At 68.5% G+C, this 19,371-nt stretch carries 13 protein-coding genes; 5 read left to right on the plus strand and 8 right to left on the minus strand.

Annotated features, from left to right (window positions below):
• The first annotated feature begins 389 nt into the window (after positions 1 to 389).
• From ACFVIM_RS01065 to ACFVIM_RS01085, 5 genes are all read left to right on the plus strand, one after another.
• The gene (locus ACFVIM_RS01065) at positions 390 to 2,783 is read left to right on the plus strand and encodes a Helicase associated domain protein (protein WP_384297081.1); all 2,394 of its coding nucleotides are present in this window, start codon (positions 390 to 392) and stop codon (positions 2,781 to 2,783) included.
• Positions 2,784 to 2,892: 109 nt separating this feature from the next.
• Positions 2,893 to 3,909 carry a hypothetical protein gene (locus ACFVIM_RS01070; protein WP_384297082.1) on the plus strand — a complete coding sequence of 339 codons (1,017 nt, stop codon included), beginning with the start codon at positions 2,893 to 2,895 and terminating at the stop codon, positions 3,907 to 3,909.
• A gap of 72 nt (positions 3,910 to 3,981) precedes the next feature.
• Positions 3,982 to 4,956 carry a hypothetical protein gene (locus tag ACFVIM_RS01075; RefSeq protein WP_384297083.1) on the plus strand — a complete coding sequence of 325 codons (975 nt, stop codon included), beginning with the start codon at positions 3,982 to 3,984 and terminating at the stop codon, positions 4,954 to 4,956.
• 44 nt (positions 4,957 to 5,000) lie between these two features.
• Positions 5,001 to 5,993 carry an ImmA/IrrE family metallo-endopeptidase gene (locus ACFVIM_RS01080; RefSeq protein WP_384297085.1) on the plus strand — a complete coding sequence of 331 codons (993 nt, stop codon included), beginning with the start codon at positions 5,001 to 5,003 and terminating at the stop codon, positions 5,991 to 5,993.
• Positions 5,994 to 6,131: 138 nt separating this feature from the next.
• Positions 6,132 to 7,154: a hypothetical protein gene (locus tag ACFVIM_RS01085; RefSeq protein WP_384297086.1), complete on the plus strand. Its 1,023-nt coding sequence runs from the start codon at positions 6,132 to 6,134 to the stop codon at positions 7,152 to 7,154.
• Positions 7,155 to 8,489: 1,335 nt separating this feature from the next.
• Here the strand turns inward: ACFVIM_RS01085 and ACFVIM_RS01090 are convergent.
• From ACFVIM_RS01090 to ACFVIM_RS01125, 8 genes are all read right to left on the minus strand, one after another.
• The gene (locus ACFVIM_RS01090; protein ID WP_384297088.1) at positions 8,490 to 8,885 is read right to left on the minus strand and encodes an NUDIX domain-containing protein; all 396 of its coding nucleotides are present in this window, start codon (positions 8,883 to 8,885) and stop codon (positions 8,490 to 8,492) included.
• 170 nt (positions 8,886 to 9,055) lie between these two features.
• Complete coding sequence (locus ACFVIM_RS01095) at positions 9,056 to 11,002, minus strand: DUF3732 domain-containing protein (RefSeq protein ID WP_384297089.1); 1,947 nt, start codon at positions 11,000 to 11,002, stop codon at positions 9,056 to 9,058.
• Between the two features lie 21 nt (positions 11,003 to 11,023).
• Complete coding sequence (locus ACFVIM_RS01100) at positions 11,024 to 11,512, minus strand: three component ABC system middle component (protein WP_384297091.1); 489 nt, start codon at positions 11,510 to 11,512, stop codon at positions 11,024 to 11,026.
• Positions 11,513 to 11,515: 3 nt separating this feature from the next.
• A complete protein-coding gene (locus ACFVIM_RS01105; RefSeq protein ID WP_384297093.1) occupies positions 11,516 to 12,742 on the minus strand; it encodes an ABC-three component system protein in 1,227 nt (408 codons plus the stop codon).
• A gap of 186 nt (positions 12,743 to 12,928) precedes the next feature.
• Positions 12,929 to 13,489, minus strand: coding sequence for a telomere-protecting terminal protein Tpg (tpg, locus tag ACFVIM_RS01110; RefSeq protein ID WP_384297094.1), 561 nt, complete (start codon positions 13,487 to 13,489; stop codon positions 12,929 to 12,931).
• Positions 13,490 to 13,499: 10 nt separating this feature from the next.
• Positions 13,500 to 15,758 carry a telomere-associated protein Tap gene (gene tap, locus ACFVIM_RS01115; protein WP_384297096.1) on the minus strand — a complete coding sequence of 753 codons (2,259 nt, stop codon included), beginning with the start codon at positions 15,756 to 15,758 and terminating at the stop codon, positions 13,500 to 13,502.
• A gap of 225 nt (positions 15,759 to 15,983) precedes the next feature.
• Positions 15,984 to 16,835, minus strand: a complete 852-nt coding sequence (locus ACFVIM_RS01120) for a nucleotidyltransferase domain-containing protein (RefSeq protein WP_384297097.1) — start codon at positions 16,833 to 16,835, stop codon at positions 15,984 to 15,986.
• Positions 16,836 to 16,972: 137 nt separating this feature from the next.
• The gene (locus ACFVIM_RS01125) at positions 16,973 to 19,309 is read right to left on the minus strand and encodes a Helicase associated domain protein (RefSeq protein ID WP_384297098.1); all 2,337 of its coding nucleotides are present in this window, start codon (positions 19,307 to 19,309) and stop codon (positions 16,973 to 16,975) included.
• Positions 19,310 to 19,371: the final 62 nt, after the last annotated feature.

Genomic DNA, 19,371 nt, shown 5'->3' on the forward strand with positions numbered 1-19,371 from the left:
GTCCTGGGTTCGCTTCGCTCTCCCAGGAGCAACCTCCGCTTCGCTGCGGTTGCTTGACGAAGTGTTCGTTGGCGGTCGGCTTCGCAGTCCGGTTGGGCAGGTCCGCTTCGCTCCCCTGCCTGAGGCTTTACGGCTTCGCCTCCAAGCCTGGCCCGCTGCGCGGGCGGCTGGCTGCAGGGCTGGCGATGCTCGGGGGTTGGGTGTCTGCTCGGCATGTACTCGGATGGGGGCTGTTCTTCCAAGCCCGCACAATGTGGATGGTGTCCCTGTCATAGTGGGGTGGAAGTCTGGGTTCTGCGGCAGTATGCAATCAAAAATGTACCCGGATAAAGTCCACGCTGAGCGGGTAGTGCCTCTACCGGGTGCCCCGGGGTGAGAGGTGATGCGTTGTGGCGACCCGGTGGAAGCTTCGACCTCATCAGGTCGAAGCTGTTGACGCGGTGGTAAGGGCCTTGGGGCGCGTCCCTGATGAAGGATCATTGGGTGAGGTACGGGCCCAGGTTGTTGCTGCGACCGGCACCGGGAAGAGCCTGATCGCGGTCCACGCGGCGCGGGCTCTACGTGCGCGACGGGTTCTGGTTCTTGTTCCCACGCTCGGGCTGTTGGTCCAGACGGTGTCGGTGTGGCGGGAGGCGGGGCGTCGGGGTCCGATGTTCGGTGCTTGTTCGCTGTCAGGTGAGGACACGCGGGTTCTTCAGTGCACCACCGACGAGGCGGAGTTGGTGGGGTGGGTCTCGGGCCTGGATTCGGTGACGGTCTTTGCCACCTACGCCTCGCTGGGACTGGGGGTGCTGGAGCGGAGTCATCGCGTGGGGCTGGGGACGTGGGACCTCGTGGTGGTGGATGAGGCGCACCGGACGTCGGGGGCGTTGGGGAAGGCGTGGGCAGGGGTTCATGACGATGGGCGGGTGCCGGCGCTGCGTCGGTTGTATATGACGGCTACGCCGCGGTTGTGGGAGGTGCCGGATCGGGAGGGTCCGGAGGGGGGTGGTGAGCTGGTTGCGTCGATGGACGATGAGGCGGTGTTCGGGCCGGTGGTGTACCGGCTGTCGTTGTCGGAGGCGATCGAGCGGGGGCTGATCGCTCGTTACCAGGTGGTGTGTGTGGATATCGCGGATCCTGGTTTGCCTGTGGTCGAGCTGGTGGGGGGTGCGGGCAGGACGGCGCGGGTGCGGGGGGCGCGGCTTGCGGCGTTGCAGACGGCGGTGGTGAAGGCTTCTGCGGAGCGGCAGTTGAGGAGGTTGCTGACGTTTCATTACCGCACGGGTGAGGCCGAGGCGTTCTCCAGTGGTCTTGGTGCGGTGGCGAAGGAGTTGCACGAGAGCGATCCGGGGCTATATCCGGGTGCTGATGGGGTGTGGGCGGACTGGCTGTGCGGGGAGCACCGGCCGGCACACCGGGGTGCGGTGCTGGCAGGTTTCGCGTCCGAACCGGATGTTGATGCGGGGGCGGCGTGGGTGCGGGTGCTGTCTTCGGTACGGGTGCTGGGTGAGGGGGTGGATACCAAGGAGTGCGATGCCGTCGTCTTCGCCGATGTGCGGGGGTCGGCGATCGACATCGTCCAGGCGGTGGGGCGGGCGCTTCGGATGCAGCCGGGGGAAGGCAAGGTGGCTTCCCTGGTCGTTCCCGTCTTCCTCGGTCCGGGTGAGCAGCCGGACGAGATGCTGGTATCACGGGCCTATGGGGAGCTGGTGAAGGTCCTCGCGGCGCTTCGGGCGCACGACGCGCAGGCCGTGGAGCAGCTGGCCGCTCCCCAAGTGGCCGGGGGGCGGTCGGGCGGCGGGGTGGAGGAGGTGCCGGGCGAGGTGGGCAGGGTGGCTGCGGAGCTGTTGTCGTTCTCCCGGCCTCGGGATCCGGCGCAGTTGGCGGCGTTCATCAGTCTGCGGGTGTTGCAGCCGGAGAGGCAGTTTTGGAGGCGGGGTCTGGGGGCCTCGCTGGCCTACCGCAGTGACCATGGTGATCTGGCGGTTCCGTATGAGTACCGGACTGCGGACGGGTTCGCTCTGGGGGTGTGGATCGCCCGGCAGCGCAGTGCGCATACCCGCGGGGAGCTGAGTCAGGAGCGGGTGGGGCAGCTGGAGGAGCTCGGCATGATCTGGTCGCATGCCGAGGTCGCGTTCGCCGAGGGGCTGTCCGCGGCACGGGAGTGGGCGGCCGAGCACGGGCACCTGCTGGCGCCGGCCGATGCCATGTGGGAGGGCTACGCGGTGGGGGTGTGGCTGAAGAACCAGCGGGCAGCCGCGCGGCAGGACAAGGGCGAGCAGGCGGCGGGTGGGCTGAGTGCGGCTCGGCGGCGTGCTCTGGAGGACATCGACCCGTCGTGGTGCCCCTCATGGTCGGTTGCCTGGCAGCGGTGCTTCCACCTCGCTCGCATGCATGTCCAGGGCAGACAGGTACTGCCCGAGCAGCCGGGACAGGTAGTGGTCCAGGGCGAGGACCTGGGGCGGTGGGCCGGCGGACAGCGGCGTGGCTGGGACAGCCTCGAGACGGCGCAGCAGTGGCTGCTGCAGGAAGCCCTCGGCCTCGGCCCGCTGCTGGAGGGTGAGCGGGATGTGGCGGCGCCGCGGCGTACGCGGGCGCAGGTGTGGGCAGCCAATCTGGCTGCTGCCCGTCAGTACCGGGAGCGGGAGGGGCATCTGAAGGTGCCCCACCGGCATGTCGAGAAGGTCGGCGGGGGCGAGCAGGCCCTGGGGGTGTTCATCGCCAACAGTCGCTCCCGTCGGGCGCGGCTGTCGCCCGAGCGGGTGTCAGAGCTGTCCGAGCTTGGGATGCGTTGGGAGTAAAGCCGGGCTGATGGGGCCGGCTCGGCTCGGGTTGGATTTAACCCTCGGTGTAGGTGTGGATGTAGCCCTCGGGTGTGGTCGCGGTGCGAGCCGGAATGTGCAATGCCCTGTGCTGGAAGGGCCCCTTGGCGTACGGTTCGCCCATCAAGGGGAGGTACCGGCTATTTCCGTATTCGACGAACTGCACGAACTCGGGTGCTTCGGCCCCGCGTGTCTGGCCCTGGCCGGCAAGCTGGTGTGGCAGGAAGCACAGCGCTTTCCTGTTCTGGAGCCGCAAGCTGGCTGGCCGAAGGCCGATGAGGAGGATCTGCTGGGTGAGTTCCTGGTAGATCGCCTCCAGGCGGTCACCGCCAATCTCCTGGCTCTGGCCACCGACGATGACAGTGTCGGACGATTGCTGCGGACATCGATCCGGCGCTGGTTGATCGACCAGGCCCGTAAGACTGCGCTTGGTTCGGTCAGGCGCTCGCTGGAAGAGGTGCTGACGGACTGCAGTGCCTTCGAGGCGGTGCCGCCAAGCAAGGCAGGAGCCGGCAGGTGGCGCTTGGCCGGCACGACGGTGCAGCCCTGGTCCGGTCCCCCCGGCCCGCTCGTCGACGCCGCGTACGCCGTGCCGAACATCAAGATCCCGAAGTGGAGCAGCGAAACGCGTCGTGCCCCTCTCGCTGACCGGAAGTCACTGGAAGCCGTGATCCGTGCGGTCTTGTCCACCGCTGCTGGATCGATGGAGGTCGCCCAGCTGGTCGAGGTGTTCATCGCCCGTTTTCCCGTGGCGCTGGATCCGAGAGTCCTCCCGCTCCCCGACAATGCGGGATCGCAGATCACCGCCCGTGCGCACGCCTCCCCGGAGGAGATCGTGCTTGCTCGCGACGACGAGGCCGGTGCGGCGTCTTCCGCGGCACAGATCGTGGCCATGCTCAGCCCCCAGGAGCGGGGCATGGTCGCGTATCTGGAGCGCCCGGGAGAGCTTCAGGCGTTTTTGGGCTGCGGCCGGTCCCAGGCGTATCACCGCGGAACATGTCTGAAGGAGAAACTGCAGCAGCTCGTCGGGAACGGAGACGGGCACGAGGTACGTTCGGTGGGGTCGGAGGTGATCCGGCTGTGCAGCGAAGCGGCGCAGACATGATGAGCGCGGCCGGGGCCGGACGTCCTGGCCGGTATGACGTCAGTCGATGGTGGAGGCCTGCTCAGTCGATGGATGCGGGAGGACACCATGAGTGACTCAAAAGTACCGCAGCGGTTCCTGGACCTGGCCCGAAAGATGCGTGGGCCGCATGCTCTGTCGGAGGCAGGGCTGAGGGAGCGCTTCGGTGATCCGGCTCAGGCGGAGATCAAGGCTGGTCAGGTATGGCGGGCACGCTGGGACGAGGTCAGCATGCTTGTGCTGGTCCTGGAGGCGGGCGCCCGTGAAGTGAACGCCGTCCCCGTCACGATCGACCCGCCCGGTGAGGATGAGACCAGCGTGGTCGTGGAGGGGGCACGCACCGCGTTCGGCGTCGAGGCCACCGTGTGGGCAGGGCTGGTCTCCTGTGTCCCTGTGCGCGTGCTGGAGCGTGTGGTCGATGCTTGGGACGAGGACATCGTGGGGTGTGCGGCGGCCCGGGCCCAGGGTCGGCCGGTGCCGGCCGCGGCAGGGGTACGCCAGGGACAGATGATCCGTTCCGCCCTGGAGCCGGACGCCGAGACGCGAGCGGGCCTCGCTGATGATCTGGAGCATCTGCAACATGCGCCCGGTCTGCCGGTTCAGGAGAGCGGACGGCCTCCCGGGACGTTGGCGTCGCTGCTCGGCGACCGGTTGGACTTGAGGACGCTGTGCTCTGTCTTGGAGATGCCGCAGCCCGAGGTCATGAAACTGCTTCGCGGCAAGGCTCCGCTGCCTGCCGACCGGATCGGTGCCATCGCCTCGGCGACCGGACTGAGCGCAGAGCAGATCGCCCGGACGGTCCGTCCCCTGCCCGCCGATCTCGTCCAGGCCATAGAGCACCCGCGGTGGCGCTCGGTATGGGTACGCCGCGCCCGGCAGCTGGAGATCAGTGAAGCCCAAGCGCGTCTTTGGGGCAGTTACGGCGCCTTCGCCCTGGCCGCTCGCGAGACAGGCGGTGGCGCGGCCGACTGGGACGCCCGTCTGCGGCAGTTCCTCGGCGGCGAGGACACTACGAAGGGCGGCGCGTGACACGGCGCCGGTTCGACCAGGAGGCTCCGCGTCAGGCGGAGGCGATGATCTTGGCTCTTGAGCGGCTGCACCCCGGCGCTGTGGAAGCGCTGCGTGCCGATCCGCTGGCCGAGCTGGGCCGCTGGACGGACGTCCAGGTGTCGCTGGAGGCCGCGTCGGACGGCGGTGGCCGGTGCTCGGTCGCCGACAGCTACCGGTCGCAGACCGATCCCCCCACGCTGGTGGTCGGGGCGGCCCGCTCACATCGGCGCCGCGGATTCACCGGCCTGCACGAGCTGGGCCACCATCTCCAGCAGACCGACCCCGAGCTGGGGCAGCGCCTGTTCGACTGGGAGGACTCCGAAGCGTTCGAGGAAGCCGCATGTGACGCCTTCGCCGCGCGCATCCTCGTGCCGGATGCGCAGATTGCCGCGGACGTACGCCGCCGCGGGCCCTGCGCCGATGATGTGGTCGCCATGTTCCGCACCTCCCGGGCCTCGCGCGAGGCGTGCTGCGTGCGTGCGGCGCAGTACCTGGCCGGCGGCGGTGCGGTCGTCCTGTTCGACGCTGGGGGCCGGGTGCTGTTCGCCGCGGCTCACGGCATGATTCCGCCGGCTCGGGGCTCCGACCAGTCGGGCACCCCGCTCCTGGCCGCGGCCCTGGGGACCCGCGCCACGGTGGAGCGCGACAAGACGTTCGTGCTCTACCGGTCCGGCCAGCAGAGCAATCTGCTGTACGGGCAGGCGGCCTGGTGTGATGAGGACTATCTGATCGCGGTGCTCGCCGAGGACAGCGTGGCCTGGCGTGCTTTCACAGCGCCGCGGCCGCGGACGGGGAGCTCCCGGTTCGGTTCCTGGTGGGAGTGCGAGACGTGCGGGGAGACATTCAAGATCATCGAGCCGGGGTGTGCGGAGTGCAGGGAGCCTTCGTGCGGGCAGGGGCACTGTGGCTGCACGGCTGCCAGGAGGCTGAGCGACCGTGCCTGCGAGGAGTGCTTCATGGTCCTGGCCCCGTCCCGGTTCGAAGGTGCGAGCACGGTCTGCCGGGACTGTTCCTGACCTGATCACAGTCGGGGGGGGGGAGGGGTGCCCGGACGATCTCGGCGGTGTGACGTCAGAGGAGGGTGAGCCGCCGAGTGACGGCTCCGCCCGGGGAAGGTCCCGGGCGCTGTGCCTCACCTGAACGGACACATCTTCATGGGATTTACCGAGGACATCCTCAACGACATCCGCGGCCAGATCGACGCCCACCCCGAGCCGCTGGCGCAGGCCCGTACGCGGCTGGACCTGGTCTGCTCGAGCGCGATCGGCTTCACGGGCGCACTGCGGACCTACCGCAGTGGTTCGCTGCCCCAGCACACCTTCATCCACCCGGTCGGCGACGGTGACGGCGGAGTCGTCCTGGACCGGCGCGTGTATCCGCGGCTCGGGCCGGACGGGGGCGGCGAGACGCCGGCCGCCATCACCGGCGAGCTGTGTGCGCTGCTGGGCCCCGCGGTGCGCAAGGTGTACCCGAAGGCCCGGTGTGGCACCTCCAAGCGCGGTCCGAAGATCACGTTCGGGGAGCCGGTCGACGATCAGGACCCGACGGTGGATCTGGTCGTGGCGCTCACTCGGAAGGAGGGGGGCGGGCTGTGGATCCCGAACCTGGAGACCGACCGGTGGGAGGCGTCCGACCCGGAGGGGCACGTCGCGCTCTTCACCGGCGGGACGCAGTCGATGCGCCGTACCCGCCGCAGGGTGGTGCGTCTGCTGAAGGCGTGGAACAAGCAGTACTCCCAGCTGGGGTTCTCCTCGCACAACCTGACGGTGTGGGCGTGGGAGTTCGTCGAGCCGGGGATGGGCGTGGCGAAGGCGCTGGCCACGGTGTTGTCCGAGGCTGCGGCGCGGGTGGAGTCCGGTACGGCGACCAAGGACCCGCTGGGGGTTTCGCCGAACGTGAAGCTGCTGGTGGGGCGTGAGGTTGCGGCCCGGCGGCTGCGCGGGGCGGCGGACGGCGTGGCCGAGGCTCTGGCGGTCGACGACGACCGGGAGGCGGTGCTGTCGGCGTTGTCGGGGGTGTTCTACCGGTACGTGGACGCCCCGGTGTCCGACAGTTTCGCGGGCAAGATCTCGGCGCTGCGGCAGCCCGCTCCTGTCACGACGGTGACGCTGGGGCTGAGCGGGCCGGTGGCCGAGGTACGGTCCACCCGGGCCTACGGTGCCGGGCATCAGGCGTGAGGCGTCGGCCTGCCTGGCGTGCGCCGGCCTGGTTCGCCAGGCCGGCTGCCCGTATCGCCTTCCAGCGCCGCCTGGCCGCCTGCGGCCAGGCGGTCAGGGCGATCCCGCCTCCGCGCCGCTTCCGCGGTGGCTTCGCGCTGGCTGTCCAGTTGCGGGTCGCGGACGTCGTCGAGCAGACGGTCTCGATCGTGTTCGGCCCGGGGGCCCCCGACGTGCCGCACGTGTACACCGATGGGCCGTCGGAGTCGCCTCACCGGTATTCCGATGGCGCTTTGTGCATGTGGTACCCGTACGATGCGCCTGAGCAGCGCTGGGTCCGTGCGGACGGGCCTGAGGCCTTGCTGGGGCAGGTGGTGGCCCATCTGCTGCGTGAACAATGGTGGCGTAGCACGGGTGAGTGGGCCGGCCAGGAAGCTCCCCACGGCCCGTGAGCGGCGTGCCCGGTATCGGTTTGGAGGTTGTCATGACGCCCGTCCAGATGGCGGTTGCGCCGTCGGCTCCTCCTGTGTCGGCGACTGCAGCGGTGCCTTCCGCGGCACCCGCGGCGCCTTCCGTGCCGGTGCCGGCGGTGTCGGCAGCCACCGTGGTTCCTTCCGTGCCGCCCGCGGCTCCTGCTGCGGCCGATGCCACCTCGGTGTGGCCAGCCGTGGTGTCCGGGGCGTTCCTCGCCGCCGCGCTCACCGCGGCCATCAACATCTGGCTTGCCCGGCGAAAGAGCCGGGAGGAGGAGATCAGCAGGCTCCGGACCGCCTTCGCCGAGGCCTTCGCCGCCCACAGCGCCTACAAGGAGATGCCCTACGCCATCAGGCGGCGCCGGTTCGACGCCGCGGCCGAGGAACGCGTGCGGCTGTCGGAGACGTTGCGGGAGATCCAGGGCAACCTCTCCTACCATCTCGCCTGGACGAAGATCGAATCCGAAGCGGTGGGCCGTGCCTACGCCGACCTCGTCCAGGAACTACGCAAGACGGCCGGATCGGCCATGCACGCAGCGTGGGAAGCGTCTCCCATCCAGAGCGACACAGCCATGAACATCCCGCCGGCGCAGATCGACCTCAGCCCGCTGCAGACGCTGGAGGCCGCCTATATCGCTGCCGTGCGGGAGCACCTGCACACACTCAAAAAAACCGTGGCGCCCCTGGTAGAAGCATTAGGCCATGCCAGGCGTATGGCTCCACCACGGCCTGTGGGGTCCGGGGCGTGGCAGAGATGGTCTGCACGCTGTGGTCCGGTTGCGGCTGGCACGCCCGCAGCACTGGCTTGCGAGGTAGGGGAAGGCCGCCAGGACCGGCGCCGTTCGAGTCCGGCACTGGTTGACGTGGTGAGGTGCTCGAAGACTCAGAATGAAGTCGCCTCGGCTCCGAGGGTCGCGGTGCTGATAGCTCCCCTCAGCACGTGGGCGATCTCCTCGGGCTTGAGGTCGATGCCGTTGAGCCCCTCCAGGGTCAGCGGAATCTCCTCCAGCGCGTACTCGCCGCGGCCCTTGGCGCAGAACTCCGGGCCGGTGCGGTCCTCGAAGGACCAGGTCGCGATGCGGGCGAGGTAGAAGAGCTGGCGCTCGTCGTCGGCCTCCAGCGTGTGGAGGAGGCGGACGATGTCGGCCTTCCCCGCGATCTCCTCATGGATCTCCCGGTACAGGGCGGCCTCCCGGGACTCGTCACCGGGCTCGACACCGCCGCCGGGCAGGACCCAGTACACGGGGAGGCCCGGCCGGGTGCGGCGGATGGCCAGCATCGTGTCGTCAGCGTGACCAGGACGGCACGGACTCGTTCGATCACTTCGGTTCGTCCCCTTGCTTGTCGGCGGTCTCGGTGCAGCAGCCGGCCGTCGTCGACCTCAACGCGCTGCCCCGTGATAACGAGACAGGGAGGGCCGCGAGATGCGAGGAGGGAGGGCTCAGGTCGTCACTCGGCGGAGATCCAGTCTGTGGGAATGAGGGCGACGCCGCCTCTCCAGTTTTCGACGACTCCCTGCTGGAACCAGTCGTCGCGGAGGTTGACGTGATCGCAGACGATGACCTGGAGAGCTCCGCCGTTCTGCTCTACGGCCTGGGAGATGAGGGCGAAGTAGGCGCGGACGGCTTCCCAGTCGGCGTCCTCGACGGTGACCGCGTCGTGCACCTCCTCGGGGAAGAACGCCTGGGTGGGCTGGTCGAGCATGAGGAAGCCCGGGACCGGACGGTTGTGGCGGTGCAGGTAGGTGTGCAGGGCGAGGTGGGCGACGAGGTGGTAGCCGATCCAGTTCTTGGCACTGCCGATGCGGGTGAGGGGGAGTCGTCCGGCGGGGGTACGCAGAACAACGTTGAGCAGGGTGGGGCTGATGCGGACCTCTTCGGCGGTGTCGGCGTGCTCGAGGCTGAGGGTTCGCGCCCAGGTGGTCATGAGGTCGGCGACTTCGTTCAGCCGGTTCTCGGTCTCGGCGCCGACTTCGTCGGCGTCCACGAGAAGCTGAAGGGCTTCGGCCTGTTCGGTCAACCTGTCGCCGTGCCGCAGGAGGTCGCCGAGGTCATCCTTGCCCTGGGGGCTGGTGCGCTGCAGTTCCTGGAGGATGCGTCCTTGGACGTGGGCGAGGTAGGTGCGCTGGTCCTGGGCCTGGCGCAGTTGCCGGTCGCTGGCGTTGAGGGCTTCGAGGGTGGCCGCGTTGTTACGCAGGCTTGCCTGGATCTCGCGGGTCTGTGCTTCGAGTGCTTCGAGGTGCTGGTTCCGGGCCGGCTGCAGTGCGGCCAGATCGTCCAGTTCTGTCTCGAGGCGGCGGGTGAGTTCCTGGAGGTCGGAGACTCGGGGGTCTGGGATGGGGAGGTGCTGAGAGCACAGGGGGCAGGTGTGGGCGTCGCGGTCGTGGGAGGCGTCGCCGAGCAGGCCGATGGGCTTGAGGCGGCTGAGCTGGACGTGGAGTTCGCCGGTGAGGGCGGTGCTCTCTTCCTTCCAGCTGTCGAGGATGGTGCGGGAGTTGTTGATCTTCTGGAGCTGGCTGCGCAGGGCGCGGCGTTCGGCGGCGAGCTGTTCACGCCTGGTGTCTGGGCCGGAGACGAAGGAGGCGTCAGGGACGGCGTCGAGGGCTTGGCGCAGCAGGGTGTCGAGGGCGGTTGCGGTGGGAGCTTCGGGGACGGCGTCGATGAGACCTGCGTCGGCTGCCATGCGTGCCAGGGCGACGCGGGGGGCTTCGCCGCCTTCTACTCGGCGCCGTGCCTCTTCGATCTGCTTGTTGACCCTGCGCAGGGCTTTGTTCAGTTCGGCGAGTTCGTGACGGCGGGCTGCCTGTTCGGGGCCTGCCGCGCCGAGAAAGTAGGGAAGGGTGTCCTTGATCGCCTGGGCGATTCCCTGCTCCCCTTGGCGGTGGAAGAGGAGGTTCTGGTTGGCGATCTCGTTCTGCTTCTGCAGGCACAGCAGGACGGCCTGGGCGATGGAGACGTCGAAGGCGTGGCGGCCGGCTCCAGCGGGGGGCTGGAAGCGGAATTCCTCGATGCCGATACGGGCGCTGAGCTCGGTGCGGATGGCAGTGGCGTCGGCGTTGACGTGCATCTGGTCTGCCGGGGGGATGTCGAGTGTGTGGTCGCCGAGGACGAGCATCGCCTTGTTCGTGGAGGCGCCCTTGGGGGCGGGGCGGCCCAGGAGGAGACGGGTGGGGCCGATCTGCACGAGGAGCGCGTACCAGGCGGTGGTGTTGGTGATGACGCCGTCGGGAAGGGTGAAGGTCTGCCGGCCAAGGCAGTACTCGACGATGCTCAGGACCGCGGATTTCCCGGTCTCGGACTCTCCGGTGAGGATGTTGAGGGTGCCGGGGCGGAAGCGGACGACGCGGGGGTCGGGGCGGCCGTCTCGGTGGTAGAGGGCGAGGGCGATCAGGTGCATGGGGCAGGGTCCTTTGTCGGGTCAGGGCCTTACGCCCAGCAGCGTGAAGAGGGTGGCGGTGTCGGTTGCGGCGAACCAGCGGCCCACGAGAACCGCGGCGCGTACGCAGGTGGCGGCTTCGCCGGCGGGCTGTGACGAGTCGGGCTTCGCGGGTTTGCGGGTGGCCCGCAGGCCGCCTCCGGTCAGCGACAGGGTGCCGTGGCGGATGCCGAAGCGGATACAGCCTTGGGTGTAGGCGTGCAGAGCGGGTGCGCGCTGAGGGAATGCTGCGCGGATCATGGTGTTGTCTGCCAGCCATCCGGCGAGCTGGGTGCGGGTGTCTCGCGGTAGGGCGCTCCGGGAGTCGGGGGGCAGGACCAGCGGCAGGACCAGGAACGCGGACGGCCAGGGCAGATGGGATTCCGGCTCGGTGGCGGCTGCGGCGTACGCGGCAGCACTGTGGCTGAGGATGTAGGCGCCGAAAGCAGGGTTGAGGAGGGCCGCTGCTTCAGGAAGCTGGGTGGTGATCATGTGCTACTCCCCCTTCGTCTGCGTGCGCGGGGGTGTCTTGAGCAGGTCCTCGAAGTGGGGGTGCCAGCCCAGCGGCTTGGGTTCGTTGCGGGCGTTGTCGGCGAGTGCGTGCAGGGTGCCGCGGGCGATCCACCGTTTGCCGAGCTGGCGGAGTTTGATGTCCTGCGCCGCGGTGAGGGTGGCGTCGAGGATGGTCTCGCCGACGGCCTGGGCGTCGTCGCCTTCTTTGCCGGCGTCGAAGCGGTCGGCGTACTTGGCGAAGATGAGGTTCCATTCCTGGCGCAGGTCGCTGTCGAACTGGGTGAGTTCCCCGGGGGTGACGTGATGGTGGTAGAGCCAGCGTGAGCGGTGGGCCCAGGCGTGGTGGTACTCGCCGATGTGAGCGCGGATGCTGCGGTTACCGAGGCCGATCAGCTTGAGCTGTTCGACGAAGACGTGGCCGGTGTACTGGGCGATCTCCTGCTCGGTGAGGTCGTCGAGGCTGTCGACGACGGGCAGGGCGGTGTGGGTGTACTTGCCGGAGACGTAGTCGATCTGAGTGCGCAGTTCCTCGGCGCTGACGGACATACGCCGGCCGGGATTGGCGTGGTCGAGCATGTCGAGGGACACGTTCCACCACCAGCCTTTCAGTTCCTCGAGGATCGCCTGGCTCTGCTCGTCGTTTTTCCAGATTCCGATCACTTCGCGCAGCGTAGAGTCCACCTCTGACACTCGCGGCGCGGAATCGTCGAGGACGATGGCGCCCACAAGGGCAGCGCGCGTCGAAGCGGTGCAGGCCATGAACCGGGATCGCCAGGGCAAGGTGGTTTTGGCGCCGTCGGGATCGCTGGCGATGGCTTCGAGTTCTGCCAGTGCAGCGGTGACATCCCGGGCGTCGTGTCTGAGTTTGGCCAACACGTTGCCGGGCGAGACGGTCTGTGTGGTGACGAGCCGGAGCATGGGAAGCTGCCCCGCCGGCAGGTGTTCGAGCGCGTCGCACCAGGAGTTGATCGAACGCCACAGGTCGGCACTGGTGGACCCCAGTTCGCCGGCGTGTCCGTGGTGTTTGGACTGGACGAGCTCGACCGGCGTGCCGTGGCGGAGGAGGTCGATGTCGTCGAGCATCTCCATGCGGAGCTCGGCCTGCGGGTCCCTGAACCATCGGCGGGCCAGTTCCACCAGGGCCCATTCGCACTGGTAGAGGTATCCGACCATCTGGCCGGCCGCGGAGTGCGGCATCTTCTGTGTCACGATTGGCGTAATGATAGTTACACACGGTCATGCTAGGCAAGGAGAGTAGCTCCCCAAGGGGGATTCTTCGGTGCGAAGTGCGGTTCCGCTGACTGCCACCAACCTGTGACCACGGGCCTGTCTTGGCGGCGCCTCTCGCGCTGCGGTTCAGTTGCCGGGGTGGTGCCTCGTCCTGTGCTGGGATGGTCAGAGGCCGAACTCGATGTGCTGGACGTCGAACAGGCGCACTTCCTCCAGGCTCCCGGCCCGCGTCCCATGGTTTTGGAAGTAGGTCTCCTTGAGTCCTTCGGCAGCGATCTGCTGGAGCTGGCTCTCAGAGGCGCCCTGCTCCTGCGCGGTGAACAGGCGCTCGGCGAAGCGTGGCGGCAGCGCCACGGTGAGGTGACGTTCGCGGGCCTCGTCCGTGGTTCCGACGGGCGCGCTGTAGCCGAGGCGGCCCTGGACGTCGATGACGAGGCCGCTGCTCGTGCCGGCTGTCTTCTTCGCCTGCGCCTTCACGCGGGGCTGCCACCGCTTCTTCGCCTCGCCCGACAGCCGGGCGGCGAGGTCCGGGCGCGGTTTTTTGAGCTGGTTCTTCATGTACCGCTCGACGGTGCGCTGGGAGATCCCGAGGGCATGGGCTGCGGCTTTGGTTCCTTTCAGCTGCTTGACCAGGTAGCGCATCTGCGCGCCCGCGCTCTTGGGAGCTGGGCGTGTGACGGCTTGTTCCAGTGCGTTGTTGAGTCCTTCACCGACCGACTTGGTCATCTTTGGTGTCCTACTCCCCTGTGTCGGCGGTGGTGACGTCGCCGGTCTTGATGTAGCGGGCCAGGTTCAACTCCGGGGCCTGGACGCGCTCGCGGAGCTCTTCGGCCCACAGGGTCGTCTGGGTGCCTTCGTGCTTGACCATTCCGGGTGACACTCCGAGCCGGAACGACCCCGGTACCGCCTTGCCCGCGTCGTCGTAGGGCAGGACGTCGAGTGGTGAGGGTCCGTCGGCCGCGTAGACGGCGCAGTCGGAGAGCACAGCGACCGGGTAGCGGCCGGTAGCGGCGGCCAGTGCCACCATCTTGCGGTGCATGCCGATCCGGGCGCGGGAGATCACGGCGGCGCGGATGTCCGGGCGCCACGTCGGGCGGGTGAGAGCCGGCCAGGGCTGTCCCGGCCGCCAGCCCCCACCGCGTGCCTTCTCCTGGAACTTGCCGATGCCGTTCTTCACCGTCGACTTGATCGCATCCAGGACGATCGCCGCCTGCGCATCGCGCTGCTTGTAGCCGTCCATCGCCACGAGCAGTTCCTGGGGTGCCAGGTTCTCGGTGACGCCGAGGTCGGCCATCGTCGACACGTAGGCGTCGCGCAACCGCTTGTACCAGCCGTCGAGGTAGCGACCCGACTCGGTGCGGATGAAGGCTTCGGTGGGGGCGACGTCGTAGCCGAGTTCGACGGCGTAGGCGACGGTCGGGGTCGCGTACCAGGCGGGCCCTTCGGGGCGCTCGCCGGTCGGGGTGAACGGGCTGGGCAGCAGATCGCCGTCGAGGGTGCGCCACTGCTTGGAGACCTTCACGCGGGACAGGTCGACGTGGGAGAGGTCGACCAGCCACGAGCCGGGTGTCTTCGCGTCGAAGGCGGGGTTGGTGACGTGGATGGGCGGGGTGGCGAGGCCGACGATCGCGCCGTTGGCGCCGGCGGCGAAGGCCATGTTCACGTCGAAGCCGACGAGATAGCGTCGCATGCACTCCTCGTCGGTGAGCGGGCGCGCCCAGTCGTAGGCCTCCTCGAAGAGTTTTTCTGCCGGGGTCCGGATATGAAAGCGGGGGAAGTGGGCGAGGACGGGGTGGCCATCGGTCGCCTCGCATGGTGGTGGGTCCATGGGTTCCTTGCCCAGAGATCCGGGGTTGTGTTCGCTGTGCCGCTTGCCGGTCTCGTCCGGGGCGGAGGCCCGGGTCGGTGGGTGCAGGGCGATCATCAGCTCCAGGCCGGTGACGGCGGTGGATCCTCGTGGGGTCATGACGCGGGTGGCGTATGTACCGAGAACGGCGGCGAGTTCGGCAGGGGGGAGGTCTGCGGCGTGGCCCCAGCTGCGAGTGTCGAGCGCGTTCCAGGACGGGATGCACAGCTGGACGCAGGAACGGCGGCCGCCTTGGGCGGGGCGGTAGATCCGTGCCCAGGGGCCGAGACCGCGTTTCGTGAGCTGCCACTGCGCCCGCGTCAGCTGGGCGATTGCTTTGTGGGCGTCGGGCAGGCGGCCGGCCAGGCGCTCCTTGTCGGTGAGCTCGGCGGGCAGGCCGAAGCGCTCCAGGGCGGTTTTCGTGAGGACGAGGAGCGGGTCGGCGTCTTTGCCCGAGCCGTTCAGCCGCTGCGCGCCGAGCTTCGCTTCAGTGAGCGTCCACTCCACCAGCGAAGGCAGTGTTTTCGCGGGCACGTCCAGGACCAGACCGCCCACGCAGTACGCGAGAATCTGGCCCTCATCGTCGGCATGGACGACAGCCAGCGGCCCATTCACAAACCTCGGATCGGTGGCGGGGGGCGCGGCGGTCGCAGGCTTCGAAGCGGCAGCCTTCTTCGCGCTCGGGCGCCGCAATGCTGTCGGACGAGCGGTGGCCGCCGGGCTGGGTGCTGTTTCGAGCCCGCGGGGCTGTCCGGGTGCTGGAGCAGCAGGTGTCGGGGCCGGGTTCGTCTCCGGTGCCGGAGCATATGGTTTGTCGGGCCTTGGCGGCTGCTCGGCTGCCGGAACAGCAGGCGCTGGGGACGGAGCCGGGGTGGTGAACGTCTCCGGGGTAGGGGCGGGGGCGGGATACTTCTGGGCCCATCCCTCGAGCAGGCGCTGGTACGCCGCGCGGCGCGGGGGGCGGGGCTCGCTGCGGCCCGCCTCCCAGTTCTTCACCGTCTGCGTACTCGTCTCCAGGACCTGCGCGAGCCGCGCCTGCGTGATCCCGGCCGCCTCACGCAGCCGCGCCCGCTCAGCTGGTGGCGGCATCGGCGGCTCCCCCGCCAGCAACGCATCCACGGCATCGAACAGCTCATCCTGGGTCGGCATACCCCAGAACCTAGCAGATTTACCTTTGAATTTATCCACGAATTTGCGACGCGTGAGAGTGGTTCCTCTACCTGCCTGACATTCCCGTACCTGCCTGGTACCGATGGCACGGCGGCCCCCTGCCGGTTCCTGATGTTTCAGGAACGAGGCGAACTCCGGGGCCCGGCTGCCGCCGCATGTGGTTGAGCCGGCGTCCGTACCGGTCGAAGAAGCCGCCCCTGCCGTCTAGGACCGTGCCGCCGGTGTGATGTGGAGGGCGTTGAGGGGCTGCCGGGATGTGGCGGGCAGGACCTCGAACCAGCTCTGACCGTCGGCAAGGTACCGTTCTGCGCTTCTCCAGTAGCGCCAGCCCAGGTCGACGAAACAGTCGATCGTCCGGTCGGTCGCCCCGCGGGCCAGGTACTGGCGGTGGATCTCGCAGCGGTCCAGCCGCTGACCAGTGCTCTCCAGATAGGCGAGCGCGGCCGCGGCGGCCCGGCGCAGCGGGCTGTTGGGCACCCACCGGTCGTCCATGTGGCGGGTTGCTGTCGTGGAGCTGGGCTGGGCATCGGGCAGACAAAGGGTCGTCACGGTGATCTTGCGGTCAGTGGACCAGCGGTGGAGGTCGATACGGACAGGCCGTGGGATGAGGTCGGCTAGTGTCTCGTAGGCGGGAAGGACGTGGTCACGGGGCGCGCGGCCGGCAGTTGTATCGGATGTGATCGCGGCCAGGCGCTGACGGGCGAGGGCGATCGGTTCACCTTGACGCCAGAGTGGGAGCAGTTCGATGTCCTCGCTCTGCAGGGAGTCGCGGCCCTGGAACTGGAAGCTGATGCCACGGCGGTTGCCGCGCAGGGCCTGACGCATAGGGGTGTAGCTGTCGCGGCCGCCGAAGAAGGCATTGAGGGATTGCTGGGTCCAGCGTTCGTCAGTGGTGTGCTGGACCACGACGTCGATGTCGCCGACCTCCAAGGCTCCACGGATGTAGGACCCGAAAAGGTAGATCTCTGTGACCAGGTTGAGTGGCCATGCGTTCTGCTCCAGTCGTTCGAGCATCTCGTTCAGATTCGTGGTGGCCCGCTCGCGCTTCATCTGCATGCCTTCTGCTCGATGCGACATCTGGTACCCGAAAGGCCAGACCTTAGCGGCCGGCGCCGACAACGACTGACGAGTCGGTGGCCAAGGCGGCTTGAAAACGGCCGTGGACGGCGACGACGTGGTCTGCCGTCGGTATCTCAGCGGCGGATCCAGCGCATGTCGAGTGCTTCCAGCGCGTGGCGTTGTTCGGGAGTGAGTCGCAATGGGTCGCGGCGTTTGTCGGCGATCCAGGTCGCCAGGTGCAGCCCGGTGTCGGGGCAGAGGTAGCCGTAGGGGACGTCGAGATGCTGGTGGCTGCGCCAGAAGGCGCGTGCCGCGCGCAGTCCTCTGGCGAAGGCCCACGCCGCGTGGCCGCGGGGGCGGCGCAGGAGCAGGGCCAGGGGGTGGCGCAGCGGGAGGGCGCCGAGGAGTTCGTGCTGGTCCGGGTGGAGGGTGGGGAGGGCGTCGATCTGTGTGTCCAGCCAGCGGGTGAGGGTGGTCTCGTCGGTGTCGGGGCGCAGGTCGGGAAAGGGAAGGCTGCCGGCGCGGGCGGCTGCCAGGGCCTGGGCGTAGGTGTGGTGCCAGTGTTTTGGCCAGTGGGTGTTCCACCAGGGGTAGATGTCGTTGAGGGCGCGCTGGTAGCCGTAGGGCAGGGTGCGTTTGTTTGCTTCGCGGCGGCGGTCTGCGATCCAGCGCCCGAGACGGATGCCGCCGAAGGTTTCTTCGGCGCGCGGGGCAAGGTGGCCGTGACGGGCTTTGTAGTCCCGGGCGATCTGCAGCTTGTGCTCGATGCTGTGAGGAGGATGGGGCCAGATCATGCCGAGAGCATCGAGCTGGTCGATGCGTTCGGGCAGGAGCATGCGGTTGATGCGCAGCGAGCGCTGCCGGCCGAGCCACCAGCCGAGGTAGAAGCCGTCGGGGCCGAGATAGCGGCTGGGGACGTCGAGGTGGCCGTAGGTGTCGAAGTAGCGCTGGGCGCTTTCGAATCCGATCTGCCATACCCGGTTGGGTACTCCGGTGGCCTGGAGGTCGAGCAGGGGGATGATCTCGTCGGCACGTTCGGGCCGGGCGGCCACTCCCAGGTCCTCCTGGGAGTCGTCGGAGATGGCCCAGTCGACACGGTGGATGACGTGCTCGTCGTAGGTGCTCAGGGCGATGAGGACCTGGTAGAGGAGGCGGTAGCGGGTTCCTTTGACTCCCTCCTCCAGCCCTTGTCCGGGTTCCATGAAAACGGGGACGACGATGGTGGAGATCTTGTCGTCGCCGGGGTTCTGGCGCAGCGCGCGGCCCACGGCCTGGGTGATGTCCAGGGAGCTCTGCTTGGAGTCGGCGAAGAGGATCGAGTCGGTGCTGGGGACGTCGATGCCCTCGCCCAGACAGCGGCAGTTGGTCAGGACCGCTCTTTGAGAGGCGGCGTCGGGGCTAGGACTGTTGATCGGGACGGACGCGAAGACTTCGAGTGACTGGCGGCGGACAGCGGGGTTCTGCTTGGCGTTGACGGTGCCGACAAGGAGAGGCGCCCGTGTCTCTACGGGCATGAGCGCTGCTGTTTCGCGGAGGGTCTCGGCGAACATGCCAGCGGAGGCGATGAGGCGGTGGAAGGTCAGGGTCCGCCGCAGGTCGTAGAGGTGCTGGGCGCGCAGCAGCGCGATCTGTGCGGCTGCCACGCGCAGGCCTTCGGCTCCGGCCGATGCGATGGAGGCGTATCTCAGGACGCGGTGCAGTTCAGTGTCGCTGATCTCGACGGCGACGATGCGGTAGTCCGCCAGCAGGCCCTGGTCGATCGCTTCGGCGAGGGAGATCCGGTAGACGACGGGGCCGTAGAGGCTGTGGTCGTCCATGGAGGCCACTTCGCAGCCGACTGCGACCTGGGAGCCGGCTTTCTCGTCGAAGACGCGCGGGGTGGCGGTCATGTAGAGGCGGTGGCGGGCGGGCAGGGTGTCGTTGTCGTGGATGACGCCCCAGGCTTTGTGACGGTTGCCGGCGGTGCGGTGGGCCTCGTCGGAGATCACGATGCCCCAGCGCGGTAGATGGTGATCGCGGTGTGCCTGGGCCAGGTGGTTCAGTGAGTGGTAGGTGCAGAAGACGTTCACCGGGCCGTCGGCCAGCGAAGCGTAACGGGCGAGTTCGCCCGGGTCGTGGATCATGGTGAGAACTCCGCGCAGCGGCCGGACCTGGGGGCCGTCGCGCCCGCAGTAGCCCAGGTAGACGCCCTGGCGGCCTTCGCTCTGCCAGACGGCCGCCGTCTGTTCAAGAAGGTCCAGGGTCGGCATCACGACCAGTGCATTGCCCTGGGGGGCGGTCTCCTGGACGGTGTTGAGGGCGACGAGGGTCTTGCCCGTTCCGGTGGCCATGACGACGCTCACGCGGGGCGCGCCGTCGGTGAACTCGTGGACGCAGGCGTCGACGGCAAGTGTCTGGTGGCCGCGTAGCTGTGTTCTGAGGCCGTTGCTCGTCAGCGTGGCCACGATGCCCTCCCGGCAGTGGATCGTCACGTTGCGGATCAAGGTTCAGACCCGTGCCGTGGAGGCTGCTGGGGTGTTGCCGTCGGGTTCAC

It is taken from the genome of Streptomyces sp. NPDC057638 (genome assembly GCF_042800315.1).
GTDB lineage: Bacteria > Actinomycetota > Actinomycetes > Streptomycetales > Streptomycetaceae > Streptomyces.